Raw genomic sequence first — 13,232 nt, 5'->3', positions numbered from 1 at the left:
AAAGCGGGGCATTTTTGTTTATTCATATTGCGGATTGTACCCGTTTTAGTTCCTCTTTAGCTTTCACGAACCACAATCTGCTGCTCTTGTGCTCCATCTGGCTTAGATGTGGCTGTTCTTCAAGCATAGCCTCGAAAATCCTTTCGGCATCTTCATATCGTTCCTGCCGTACTAAGAACAGCCCGTATTGGTACCGCTGCTCAAAATAAGAGTACCTGCCTTTCATAGCTTTATACTCCTCTTCTGCCTGCCTTATGTTACCGGTATGCTCTAAAGCTTCGGCGTAAGCGATGTGCGCCCGCGAGCGGATAAACTGCGGCAGCTTGTAGACCTTTTTAGCTAAGGGTAATACTTCGGCGTAACTCTCCTGCTTGCTATAAGCAACCATAAGCTGCATTAAAGCGTGCTCGTTTTCGGCAAAAGCACCTGTTAAGCTTGTCTTGTAAATTTCGATGGCTTTGTCGGTAAAGCCCGAATTTAGATAGGCATCTGCCAACTGCATGCGATTGGCGAAGGTATCTGTAAACCTGACCTGGTCTTCCAGCTTTTTGAGTTTACCACCGGGATTAAGTACAGCTCCAACATCTATTTTAGGCGCAGAGATACGGCGGTTATTGAGTATTTCCTGGTAGATATATACCAGGCTGCCAATTACCGGGAGAAAAACGATGATCCATATCCACTTCTGCTGCGTACCATTCTTTAGTGAATGAAAAACGCAAAAAGCCTGCAAGCCTATAGGTATATAGTAAAGATAATCGTGCCCGGGAAACATTGCGATGTGATAATTACTCAAAAATAAAAAAATACGGCAAATAGCAGCATTTTTATTGCTTGATCATTTCATCTAATACCGGATGGTCAAAGGTGGAAAGTTCGGTGTGGCCGCTTTTCAATTCATCAAACACCACCACTTCGTTAATCCCTTTTTTGAGCCATACTGCAGGCACATACAAGGTTTGCTGCGGGCCTATTTCCCAGTACTTACCTAGATTGTGCCCGTTGACAAATACAAAGCCTTTGCCAAAACCGTGCATATCTAAATAAGTGTCACCAATACCTCTTAATGAAAACGTACCGCGGTACAATGCAGGCATTTCTGTGGCGTCAGCCGCCTGTAGGGGTAAATAGCGCGTCCCTACCAGGGTGGTAAAAGGAAACTGGTACATTTTCCAGCCGAGCAGTTCTTGCCCGTTAAGTGTAACCTTATCGATTATGCCCTGGCGGTTGTCTATCAGGAAAGGACCATAATTAATGCGGCCGTTGTTCTCTACCAGAATGTCCAATACACTATTCGCAGTGGGGCTATTCAGTTGAAGCGAATCTTGTTTGAGGCGCCTGTCCAGCACGCTGATGCGTTTGCCGTTGAGGTAAACGGTAGCGTAATCACGCATCTCTTTTATTTTGAGCAGACCGCTTACGGCATTCGCCAGAGTAGTGCGGTACAATACAAAGCCGTAACCCTGATCAATATCCTCAAAGCTCATTGGGTGCTCGGCCTCTATAGGTTTTGGCAGGTTGCTAAACAGGTTTGCCTTGCCCGTAAACTTTATAACTTCCAGCGCGAAGGTGCGCTTCTTCTTTTCAGGGATTTCGGGCAGTGTTTCTCCCGGCGGCAAATGTTTGGCAATAATCTGCCTAAACTTCATGAACTTATCTGTAAGATTACCCGCTTCGTCCAGCGGTGCATCATAGTCGTAACTTGATGTTTGCGGGTAGTAAGGCTCACGGCTGTTCATGTTTGCTCCATTCATGAAATCGCGTGTGGTACCGCCATGGAACATGTACATGTTGATAGATATCCCTGCGGATAGCACTTCATCCAACTTTTTAGCGTCTTTTTCTGCATTGCTACCGCTGTGTGGCTTTCCCCAACTGTCAAACCAACCCGGGTACCACTCCGCAATGTAGTACGGACCTTTCCCATTATGGTACTTGTTAACAAGCTCCTTCACCTTCTTAGGATCGTCTTCGCCGTTAACGGCAGGCAAAAAGCCTGGCAGGTAACCGGCAGGCATTTGTGAGGCACCATCGCAGGTGAACAGCAAGCCATCAAAGCCGGCATCGCGAAATATCTTTTCGTTCTGTGCCAGGTATTCTTTATCGTTGCTGTAAGATCCGTATTCGTTCTCTATCTGCACCATCAGGATGTTACCGCCATGGTTTACCTGTAGTGGGGCAAGTTGTTTACCCACCTCTATCATGTAATTGCGGTATGCTGTTATAAACCGGGGGTCTTTGCTGCGCACCTTTAACGTTTTATCCTTTAGCAACCACCACGGGTAACCGCCAAACTCCCACTCGGCACATACATAAGGGCTGGGCCGCATTACTACCCAGAGGCCTTCTTCTTTAGCTATCCGCACAAACTCGGCAACATCGTTGTTGCCTGTGAAGTCGTATTTACCCTGCGTATTCTCATGCGCGTTCCAGAAAACGTAAGTGCCGATGGTGTTCAGGCCCATTGCTTTTGCCATCTTCATACGTTCGCGCCAGTACTCACGCGGAATACGAGTGTAATGCATTTCGCCAGATATCATCTGCAGCGGCTTACCATCTAACAAAAAGGTACTGTCGCCAAGTGCAAAAGTGTGGTTAACGTTTTGGCCAATTGCAATTTCGATACTAAAAAACGCCGCGCAAAACAGTAGTAATTTCTTCAGCATATCACTCTCACAATTAAAATAAACCCAGTTGACCTTTGTCGTCAATGTCCAATTCGTCGGGATTGGTTATCTCAAAATCAATCTTCTTTGGCTGAACAGGTTTTGTTTGCTCCGCTGGCTTTGCAGCAGGTTTTTCCCGTTCGTTTGATTTAACGGAAGCTGTGGGTGTTTGTTGTGCAGGCGGCTCCGGGTCTGCTACCTGCTTTTCATCCGGCGTAATTACTATTTCGGTATCTTCAACAGAGTCTGGAGCCGGGTCTGGTACATCATCCTCGTCGTCGTGCTCTGCTATCAATTCAACACTTTTTACGGGGTGAACAGATAAACGGTTGCCCATGGCTTTCATCCCCTTCACGTCTATCAGGTCGGTCAGGTTCAGCTCAACTGTTTCCGGTGTAAGTGCTTTGCCTTTCAGTTGCTCTACCTTAACTACCGGCTGTGCCGCACCCGACAGCAGGATAAGTTTGGAGCCGGCTTCGTCGCTGATGATGCTGGTTTGCTTTCCTACCACCGTGTTTTCGAATACGAAGCGTTTTACCATGTAGTTCTTACCCTTGCCTTCGTAATGCACTACCGCGTAAACTTTAGCAGGATCATACTTCTCAATCAGTATCATCTTATCATCAAAGTGATTATTAAGATCGAAGCTGGTAAGTTCATACAAGCCGTTGCTCAACAAGGTAAGGATGCGGTCGTCGCCGTCAAATTCACCCAGGTATTTACCCCTGCCATCGGCGTTAAGACGTTTAAGTATCTCATCATACCATATCTTACGACCTGCAAGGGTAGATACACCTTTGCTTTTCAATAATATCTTTTTAACCGGGTACTTGGTTACCATATTACCCATGGATCCACGTCCTTTAATTGCAATAACTGCAAAGTCCTCATCAAACTGCAGCTTTTTAAGTTTAGCGTGTGGCTTGAGCTGTACGTTCACTATTTCTGCCTCGCCGTTAGGGTTAGCAGTAAAGTAAAGCACTTTGGACCCTTTTGTACCCTTGGTAAGGTCATATTCCTTGTCCCGTGTGATGCCCGTAACGGAGAAACGCTTAATGTAGCTCACGCCGCTTTGCCCGTCCTTATAGATCATATTATACACGGTGCGCTCATCATTCTTTTTGAACACGGCGGCATGTAGTATTTCTTTACCTACAAACACCTTATCCTGCACCTTGGTCACCATGAACTTGCCGTCGGCACGGAACACGATGATCTCGTCGATGTCAGAACAATCACAAACAAACTCATCTTTTTTGAGGCCGCTGCCGATAAAGCCGTCTTCGCGGTTCATGTACAGTTTAATGTTGGCTAACGCTACCTGTGTAGCTTCCACCTTATCAAACGTGCGCAGCTCGGTTTTACGGCCACGATCTTTACCATACTTTTCCTTGAGTTTTTCAAACCAGGCTATTGTGTAATCAGTAAGGTATTTCAGGTGGTGCTTAACCTGTTTTATTTCTGTCTCCAGGTTCTTGATCTGCTCATCCGTTTTCTTAAAGTCGAAACGGGTGATGCTGCTCATTGGTTTATCAATAAGCCTCTTGTAATCTTCAGGGAGTATCTCACGGTAAAACAATGGGAAGAACGGCTCGAACAAGCGGTTCAGCACTTCTACCACCAACTCAAAAGTAGATGAGCCCTCATAGTCGGGGTGCTTGTACATGCCCTCCTGAATGAATATCTTGAGCAGGGAGCTGAAGAATATCTTCTCCATCAACTCCTTCAGCCTGATATCAAGTTCCTGTTTTAGCAGGTCGCGCGTTTTATTGGTGCTTTCGGCAAGCATGTCGTTCACACTCATAAAGCGCGGCTTGTCGTCCTGTATTACGCAGGTATTCGGCGATATGGATACCTCACAATCGGTAAAGGCGTACAACGCGTCGATAGTAACGTCGGGAGATATACCCGGTGCAAGATGTATAACCACTTCTACATCCCTGGCGGTATTATCTTCAATCTTCTTGATCTTGATCTTTCCCTTATCATTAGCGCTTATTACGCTATCTATCAAGCTGCCCGTTGTGGTAGTAAAAGGTATTTCGGTAATAACCAACGTCTTCTTATCGCGCTCCAGTATTTTGGCGCGTACACGCACCCTTCCACCACGTTGTCCTTCATTATAGGCAGATGTATCTGCCATACCCCCGGTTGGAAAATCAGGTACCAGGTTGGGCCGAACACCCTGCAGCCATGCTATAGAGGCATCCAGTAACTCTATAAAGTTGTGCGGCAATATCTTGGTAGCCAAACCAACAGCAATACCCTCAGCACCCTGCGCTAACAACAGCGGGAACTTAACAGGAAGCGTTATCGGCTCGCGGTTACGACCGTCATAACTTGCCTGCCAGTCAGTAGTATCCGGATTGAAAACAACATCCAGCGCAAATTTTGACAAACGAGCCTCTATGTAACGTGGCGCGGCCGCAGAGTCACCTGTAACCGGGTCGCCCCAGTTACCCTGGCATTCTATCAGCAAATTCTTCTGCCCAATTTGTACCATGGCATCACCTATAGATGCATCACCGTGCGGGTGATACTTCATGGTATTACCAATAACGTTGGCGGCTTTATTAAAGCGCCCATCGTCCATCTCTTTAAGAGAGTGCAGTATACGGCGCTGTACAGGCTTAAGGCCATCATTAATGTGAGGTACGGCACGGTCCAGGATCACATAAGACGCGTAATCAAGAAACCAGTTTTCGTAAAGCCCGTCGAGGGTGGTAATGTTGTGAAGGGTATTATCTTCGTTACTATCGGGTGTATGCTCAGTGTGCAAATCGTCACTCATTCGTCGGCAAAAAATTTGGATGGGTAAAGATAAGATAAAGCGTAAATATGGGACCTTAGAGATGTGTAGATTTTATGCACAATAGGATTTGCGTACTAACATGCTTTTTATTAAATTCATTAATGACTGACAGTGAAATTGCCGACTTGATAGCGCATGAATTTGCATCACCTACATTAGGGGTTACAGAACAACTTCTGGAGATTCATGAGCCGGTTACTGAGAACGGTAAAATTAAAGTCGAAAAAATAGATCGTGAAAAAGCCGAAAGAGAAAATATAACTATCGCTTATTTACCTGTGCAAAAGCAACCGTTTTATTTTGCGGTTTACGTCAATGAGTTTGAAAAGGAGATACACAACATTGTAACTGAATCCAGAAATTTAGTTTTCTTAAGGATAGTTTCCGATCATTTAAGTGCCGGATATATACGATCAAACTTTGGGTTTACGCCTACAAAAACATGGAACAACGGCGATCTTTTTGCAGATGGCAGGAGAAAACACGCCAACAACGGTATCGAGTTTGAACCTGTTTCTGAGGCCGATGAATTTGAAGATAAGCTAAAAAAGCTGTTGACGGTGTTATATACTGAGAAGTCGGGTTTGTTACGCCTTTACGGCGAGGCAACTTCAACTATTCATGTCATTATGGATTTCCACAGGGGAAATCAGTTATTAGGCAGTGCCTTTATCAATTCAGACTGCTTGAAGCTATTGAGTGACCTTAATTTGGAGATCGATTTCGACTTTGCGGCCTGGGGCAATCCTTTTAAATAGTGCTCTACAGCTCCCGCTCCTTCTTCATTTCCCTCAGCATCATGCCGTAATCCATCTTACGCAAGGTAGCTTTTATAGTATGCTCGATACGTCTGGCCCTGGTCTCGGGTGTTTTAGCATCATTTATCCATTTTATAAAATAGCTCTGATGAGATTTGGTTAAGCTATAAAAGTATTCAGCCGCATCGGGCTCAAATTCAAAACATTCTTCCAGTTCCGGCGGTGTTTCCACCTTAAAGTCTTTATCCTCCTCCAGTTTAACATGCAGCATGGCACCGCACTTTTTGCGGGTACCTTTGCGCATCTCCTGGTTAAACGGCAGTATAAAGCTACCCTCACCAAAAGGCAGCAGTGATTTACCCGTTATCTCAAAATTATCCAGTAAACCTTTTACCCGGAAAGCGCGGCGGGTACCCGGCTTTATCTGTTCGGCCAGGTCTGCAGCTATTTCGATGTAGGTCCAGCCGGTTTTGTCGCCAAATTCGCCAAACTGGTGTATGATGGTATCAAACTCGACCATAGCCAAATATAGGTTTTAGCACCCAAATGTTAAATGTTTGTTAAATGCGGCTTTTTAACATTTCAGGGTGTAACACTTTGCCTTGGGCATACATCTTATAGCTATACAAAAACAATTAATAACCATAAACTTCTAATATCATGAAAAAATTAACCACCATCTTTTTAGGCTTAGCTTTACTGTTAACTACCACCTTAGTAAATGCAAAACCGGTTCCGTCAAATGAAAATTTAACCGCCATACACGCCATCAATACTTATGTTGATGCAATTACCCGCGGCAAAATACAAGGCCTTAACGATGTGCTTGATCAATCGGTAAAGTTCAGCATGCTGCGTGGCAAGACCATGCTTAGTTTTGATAAAAAACAGATGATTGACTTCCTGAAACAAGGTAAGAATGTAGAATTAGCCTGCACCACCAACACCGAAGTTGTTGAACGCAATGCTGACTTAGCTGTGGTAAAAGTAGATATGAAGTTTGAGAACTTCACCCGCAGCAACTATGTAACTATTGCTAACACTCCATCAGGTTGGAAGATCACCAACGTTCACAGCGTTTTTAATAAATAAGTTTAGCAGTTTAGTTTAGTGTTTAAGTGTGAGGCCTCCCGGGTTACGGGGGGCTTTATTATTTCACATAAGGCTGCAGCACCGCCTGCCATTTGTCATACCCGGTTTTATTCAGGTGCAACAGGTCGTTCTCGAAAAGGGATGAATCGGGCTGCATGGTAGTTGGATTTAATATCGCCGTAGCTACATCAATATAATGCCCGTTTGCTTTGCCGTTTAAGAAAGCTTTAATGCGGGCATTAGCCGTTTTCACTTCATCAAAATATTTAGCGCGACTTGGGCTTGGCTTTACTGCCATAAAGTATACATCCGCTTTGGGCAGCTTACTTGCCAGCATAGTCCACAATTTTTCAAATTGTGCAGCTACAAACGAGCCTGATTTACCTGCTGCAATGTCATTCTCCCCTGCGTAAATAAATACTTTTTTAGGTTGATAAGGAAATAGGATATAAGGTGTGTAATAGTCTACCAGTTGCTCCAGCGTACAACCGCCAACGCCACGACGTATAATAGGTTTATCGCTAAAGCGTTGCCCCAGATCTGCCCATTTCCGAATAGACGAACTTCCTATGAACAGGATGCCATTCTTAGTCGGAAACTTTAAGCTATCCTGGTGTTTAAACTCCCTTATCTCATTATCAAACGGGAAGCCTTGTTGAGCACGGCTTGTAAGCGCTGTTGCGGTTAAAACAAAAAAAATCAGCAGGCGGAGTCTCATACGGTTTGTGTTAGGCGTTCTTCAAAAAACATAAACGGCATCATACTTTGTACGCCGTCTATAACCCATACCGGGCCTTCTATACAATACAACAATACTTTTAAAGGGCTGTTCTGCTTTTTTTCTACTTCGGCCATTACCTGCAGGCACGCGCCGCATGAGGTTACGGGCTTTACCAATTCAAATTCTTCAGTGTGGGCAGTCACAGCCATGCTCACCACCGGGTCATTGGCGTGGTTGGCTCCCCAGTTAAACAATGCCACCCGTTCAGCACAAAGCCCCGAAGGATAAGCCACGTTTTCCTGATTGCTGGCGTGCAATACTTTACCACTTTTAAGAAGTAGTGCTGCTCCAACTTTAAATTTAGAATAAGGGGAATGAGATGTAGCCAAAGCTTTTACTGCTTCGTTACACAAGTTTAGGTCAGTTGCACTTAATTCTTCGAGTGAATCGTATTCTTTGAAGGCTATTTTTATTTCGTGTTCGGTCATTTTTTGCAGCCCCTGTTGAAACAAGGGGATACAAGATAGGACTTATAATAATAGAAAACAATAGAGGCGCGGATATCCGCGCCTCTATGTAATTATTAAGGTGTAAGTAATTACACAGCTACAGCCAGGCTAACGCTATCCACCACTTCGGCCACTAGCGGGTTTACCGTTTCGTCGTCCTTTTCTACTCTCAGGTTGTTTACGATATGCTGCTGTCGGGTAGGCGTATTTTTGCCCATGAAGTATTCCAGCAGGTTCTTGATGTTAGCATCCTTCAGGAAAACCGGATCCAGGCGCATGTCCTTACCAATGAACAATCCGAACTCCTCGGGAGATATCTCGCCCAAACCTTTAAAGCGGGTTATCTCCGGCTTGTTGCCTAGTTTGGCTATGGCATTGCGGCGCTCTTCATCACTGTAACAGTAAATTGTTTCTTTTTTATTACGCACCCTAAACAATGGGGTTTGCAAAATTGATACGTGTCCCGCCTTCACCAGGTCAGGAAAGAACTGCAGGAAGAAGGTCATAAGCAACAGCCTGATGTGCATACCATCCACATCGGCATCGGTAGCTATTACAATATTGTTGTACCTAAGTCCATCTATACCGTCCTCAATGTTCAGCGCATGCTGCAGCAGATTGAATTCTTCGTTCTCGTAAACCACCTTTTTGGTTAGCCCAAAGCAATTTAGCGGCTTACCTTTTAAACTGAATACGGCTTGAGTCATCACATCACGTGACTTAGTGATAGACCCACTGGCCGAGTCACCTTCTGTGATGAACAGCGTAGTATCCTGTTTGCGTTCGTGATTGTCGTCAAAGTGCAGCTTGCAATCGCGCAGCTTGCGGTTATGTAACGATGCTTTTTTAGCACGATCGTTTGCAAGTTTTTTAATGCCGGCAATGTCCTTGCGCTCACGTTCAGATTGTAATATCCTTTTCAGCAGGGCATCCGCGGTTGCGGGATTTTTGTGCAGGTAGTTATCAAGTTCTTTTTTAAGGAAGTCGTTAATAAATCCACGTACTGATGGTCCTTCGGGACCAACGTTCTGCGAACCGAGCTTTGTTTTGGTCTGCGACTCGAAAACCGGCTCCTGTACCTTGATTGCGATCGCGGCAACTATAGATGCTCGGATATCCGACGCGTCGAACTCTTTTTTGTAGAACTCCCGAATGGTTTTAACTACCGCCTCGCGGAACGCTGCCTGGTGGGTACCACCCTGGGTAGTATGCTGACCGTTTACAAAAGAGTAGTACTCTTCGCCGTACGACTGGCCGTGCGTCATAGCTATTTCTATATCTTCACCTTTCAGGTGGATGATAGGGTAGCGTAAGTTCTCCGCATCCGCATTGCGGGAAAGGAGGTCGTATAGGCCACGTTCTGACAGGTACTTTTTACCATTGAAATTAATGGTAAGGCCGGAATTCAGGAACACGTAGTTCCAGATCATGTTCTCCACAAACTCAGGTATGAACCGGTAATTGCGGAAAATAGAGTCATCAGGAATAAAGTTGATAGCAGTACCGTTACGTTGAGAGGTTTCCTTCTCGGCCTCGTCGCGCACCAGCTCACCTTTTTCAAATTCGGCAATTTTGGTACGGCCGTCTCTATAAGACTGTACCGTGAAAGTTGAAGAAAGCGCATTCACTGCTTTGGTACCTACACCATTCAAACCAACCGATTTTTGGAAGGCCTTGCTGTCGTACTTACCGCCTGTATTTATTTTAGATACGCAATCTATCACCTTACCCAATGGTATGCCACGGCCGTAATCGCGCACGGCAACTTTGTGGTCGCTCATGTTCACCTCAATGGTCTTACCGGATCCCATCACAAACTCGTCTATGGAGTTATCAACAATCTCCTTCAGCAACACATATACGCCGTCGTCATAGGCTGAGCCATCGCCCAGTTTACCAATGTACATGCCGGGGCGCAGGCGAATGTGCTCTTTCCAGTCGAGCGAACGGATACTATCGTCGTTATAATTTATATTCTCTGCCATAAGTTATCAATGAGGAACGGGCATAAACTACCCAAAATGCAAAAATACGTTGCAGACATTCAAATCCGTACTTAAATGTCCTAACTTATCAACATTAAAGTCAATCGCCCTTAAACTTAATACATGTACTGGCGCGGTCGATGTTCTTGAAAAACTCCGGGCCTTTTTCATTAGAAAAGCAAACAGCCATAATGGTACCTATATGATCTTTTTGCAAGGTAACCAGCAATGCATATTTATAATAATTGGTTGTAGGCGAATAGAGTAAGTTGATGAGGTACGATTTACCTGCATCAGCATTGTATTTTGCCAGGTAACGCGGTGGTATGGTGCGCACAAAATAGCTGCCTTTTGTGCCGCCGAGGGCAAGCGCCTGTGCGGAACCCATTCCCAGGTACAACGAATCGGGGTTAGCAAGGCTGGTTTCGGTATTTCCTTTTACCCTTTGATAAGCGGTATAGTTTTGTTTCTGGGATTTTACCTGAAACCAAATCTGAAATTCCTTTCCAGGCAATTCTAAAGCGTAATCGAAAGAATTATCTTCATCATCCGGCGCTTCAATCTCCTTAAACCCCTTGGGAAAAGAGAATACTACATTAGCCCTGGAAATAATATTTTGAAATTCTTTAAGACGTGGGCTTACGTAAACAGGCTGTACATTAGTAGCAGAGACTTGTTTTTTGCTAAAATGACGCTTTTTACCCTGTGCAATTGCAGGCGCAATACAAAACAACAACAATCCCGTAAGTAATAATTGTTTAATTTGCTTCAACACAGTTTAGATAAGCAGGTGGTCAAAATTAGTCAAACGAATTTAATTTAGATAGGGCACTAATTCAATATAATTATAATATAAATTATAAACATAAATAATAAAGCAATGGGTGTACAGCCGAGGCTCAACCGATTCGACCTCACCATGATCGTGATTAGCCTGGTAATAGGCATGGGTATATTTGGCACGCCGAGTAACGTGGCCACGACTGCTGGCAGCGCCTGGGTATTTTTTGGAGCATGGATATTCGGCGGGATAGTAAGTCTGTGCGGTGCGCTTACTTTTGCAGAGATTGGAGCACGGTACCCTACAACCGGCGGTTTTTACAAAGTTTTCTCCTATTGCTATCATCCTGCATTTGCTTTCATGATCAACTGGGTGCTGGTGATCAGCAATGCGGCATCTGTAGCAGCAGTTGCTCTCCTGGGTGCCGAGTACATCAACCCAATTGTGCTTCCGGCCAGTTTGCAAAACGACCTTGGCACAAAGCTCACTACTATACTTACTGTACTAGTACTGTATGTTGTTAATTTCCTGGGCATAAAGCAAAGTGCGCGCGCACAAAACCTGCTTACCATTTTTAAAGCCGGGATGATAGTAGTGTTATGTACCGCTGTGTTTAAATGTGATACAAAAACTGCAGTAAACATTGCGGCTGTGCCGCATAGCGGAAGTTTGATCACCGCTTTTGGATTGAGCCTTGTAGCCGTATTCTTTACCTATACCGGATATTCTCAAACCATTAATTTTGGCGGCGATATTGTAAACCCTAAACGCAACATACCAAAAGCGATCTTCATCGGCATGGGTGTTGTAATTACCCTTTACCTGGCAATCAACTATGTGTATTACGCGGTATTGGGTATTGGCGGACTGCAACAAACGCACACACTGGCGGCCTACCTGGCAGGCGTAATATTTGGACCTATGGGTTATAAAATAACATCTATTCTGATGTTTATTTCCGTTGTGGCATATGTAAACGTAAATATCATGTCTAACCCGCGTACTTATTATGCCATGGCAGAGGATGGTGTGCTCCCGCCGATATTTAAGAAGGTAAACCCCAAAACACAGGTGCAGGAGTTCGGCATGAGCTTTTTCTTAGCTGCCATTCTGCTGATACTGTTCTTTATAGCCAAATTTGGTGAGGTACTTAACTATGTAATGTTTTTTGAAACGATAGGAACATCTATCGCAGCAGCAGCTATTTTTGTGCTGCGCAGAAAAACTAAGCAAATGGATACCAGCAATATCTATACAATTAAGCTTTTCCCGCTTATACCGTTACTGTTTGTACTCTCCTATTGGTTTGTTACCATAAATATTTTTATAACCTTCAAGAGCGATCCGTTCGCGGTACTATGGTGTATTATAGCCTATGCTTTAGGGTTAGCTATTTACTTTTTAGGTATACGGAATAAGAGCACAGCACCGACATCAAACGAATGATACCTTTTTAAAATTTTTTAATAAGTTATTTGGTTTATTAGAAGTTGTTAATTAAGTTTGCGTAGATGATGCATTTCAAATCATTTAAGCATAGCCTCTATTCATTCTCGTTGAGGAATTTAAATTTTATAGTTAATTGGTTGTTAATCCTCACTCCGGTGGGGATTTTTTATAGGCTGACTTTTCCCCAAGTATCACACATTCAATATATAAGCATTTTATGGCACGATTAAATTTACTAGAAGAGACGCGATATGAGAAGCTTCCGGTAACGGTGTATGCCGATCAGAAGACAGCCTCGCTGGCAGTAGCAGGGAGGATAGCCGCCCTGATCCGTAGCAGGCAGGCAGCAGGCAAACCAGCCGTACTGGGCCTGGCAACCGGCGTAACGCCGGTAGGCGTTTACGCTGAGCTGGTGCGCCAGCACCGGGAAGAAGGCCTGTCCTTCTCGAACGTGATCAC

General features: G+C 44.5%; 11 protein-coding genes and 1 pseudogene. 4 read left to right on the top strand and 8 right to left on the bottom strand.

The annotated features are described in order from the left end of the window. Positions 1-22: 22 nt before the first annotated feature. From AC59GT_RS18840 to AC59GT_RS18830, 3 genes are read right to left on the bottom strand one after another with little or no spacing between them, the layout of a single operon-like run. A complete protein-coding gene (locus tag AC59GT_RS18840; RefSeq protein WP_497239092.1) occupies positions 23-775 on the bottom strand; it encodes a PLDc N-terminal domain-containing protein in 753 nt (250 codons plus the stop codon). Positions 776-827: 52 nt separating this feature from the next. Next, positions 828-2,666, bottom strand: coding sequence for a glycoside hydrolase family 35 protein (locus AC59GT_RS18835; RefSeq protein WP_497239091.1), 1,839 nt, complete (start codon positions 2,664-2,666; stop codon positions 828-830). A gap of 13 nt (positions 2,667-2,679) precedes the next feature. After that, positions 2,680-5,457 carry a DNA gyrase/topoisomerase IV subunit A gene (locus AC59GT_RS18830; RefSeq protein ID WP_497239090.1) on the bottom strand — a complete coding sequence of 926 codons (2,778 nt, stop codon included), beginning with the start codon at positions 5,455-5,457 and terminating at the stop codon, positions 2,680-2,682. 122 nt (positions 5,458-5,579) lie between these two features. Here AC59GT_RS18830 and AC59GT_RS18825 point away from each other — a divergent pair, with 122 nt between their 5' ends. After that, positions 5,580-6,236, top strand: coding sequence for a DUF4279 domain-containing protein (locus tag AC59GT_RS18825; RefSeq protein ID WP_497239089.1), 657 nt, complete (start codon positions 5,580-5,582; stop codon positions 6,234-6,236). A 4-nt stretch (positions 6,237-6,240) separates the two neighbouring features. Here the strand turns inward: AC59GT_RS18825 and AC59GT_RS18820 are convergent, their stop codons facing one another. Continuing rightward, positions 6,241-6,756, bottom strand: coding sequence for a YdeI/OmpD-associated family protein (locus AC59GT_RS18820; RefSeq protein WP_497239088.1), 516 nt, complete (start codon positions 6,754-6,756; stop codon positions 6,241-6,243). A gap of 140 nt (positions 6,757-6,896) precedes the next feature. On the opposite strand from AC59GT_RS18820, the gene AC59GT_RS18815 reads away from it, so the two are divergent. Then, positions 6,897-7,328, top strand: coding sequence for a nuclear transport factor 2 family protein (locus AC59GT_RS18815; RefSeq protein WP_497239087.1), 432 nt, complete (start codon positions 6,897-6,899; stop codon positions 7,326-7,328). A gap of 58 nt (positions 7,329-7,386) precedes the next feature. On the opposite strand, the gene AC59GT_RS18810 is transcribed toward AC59GT_RS18815, so the two are convergent. The 4 genes from AC59GT_RS18810 to AC59GT_RS18795 all read right to left on the bottom strand — a co-directional run bounded on the left by AC59GT_RS18810 (position 7,387) and on the right by AC59GT_RS18795 (position 11,315). Then, positions 7,387-8,046: a GDSL-type esterase/lipase family protein gene (locus AC59GT_RS18810; protein WP_497239086.1), complete on the bottom strand. Its 660-nt coding sequence runs from the start codon at positions 8,044-8,046 to the stop codon at positions 7,387-7,389. Then, the gene (locus tag AC59GT_RS18805) at positions 8,043-8,537 is read right to left on the bottom strand and encodes a cytidine deaminase (RefSeq protein WP_497239085.1); all 495 of its coding nucleotides are present in this window, start codon (positions 8,535-8,537) and stop codon (positions 8,043-8,045) included. The genes AC59GT_RS18810 and AC59GT_RS18805 overlap by 4 nt, the downstream gene beginning before the upstream one ends. Before the next feature lie 110 nt (positions 8,538-8,647). After that, on the bottom strand, positions 8,648-10,543 hold the full coding sequence (locus AC59GT_RS18800) for a DNA topoisomerase IV subunit B (RefSeq protein ID WP_497239084.1): 1,896 nt from the start codon (positions 10,541-10,543) through the stop codon (positions 8,648-8,650). A 100-nt stretch (positions 10,544-10,643) separates the two neighbouring features. Continuing rightward, on the bottom strand, positions 10,644-11,315 hold the full coding sequence (locus AC59GT_RS18795; RefSeq protein ID WP_497239083.1) for a hypothetical protein: 672 nt from the start codon (positions 11,313-11,315) through the stop codon (positions 10,644-10,646). Between the two features lie 108 nt (positions 11,316-11,423). Here AC59GT_RS18795 and AC59GT_RS18790 point away from each other — a divergent pair, with 108 nt between their 5' ends. Beyond that, positions 11,424-12,770, top strand: a complete 1,347-nt coding sequence (locus AC59GT_RS18790) for an APC family permease (protein WP_497239082.1) — start codon at positions 11,424-11,426, stop codon at positions 12,768-12,770. A 220-nt stretch (positions 12,771-12,990) separates the two neighbouring features. Further along, positions 12,991-13,232, top strand: a pseudogene (locus tag AC59GT_RS18785) (glucosamine-6-phosphate deaminase); the annotation flags it as partial.

Source organism: Mucilaginibacter sp. 320_HR (assembly GCF_059691875.1).
The sequence above is the reverse complement of the archived record's forward strand: the minus strand, read 5'-3'. Positions and strand labels throughout refer to the sequence as shown.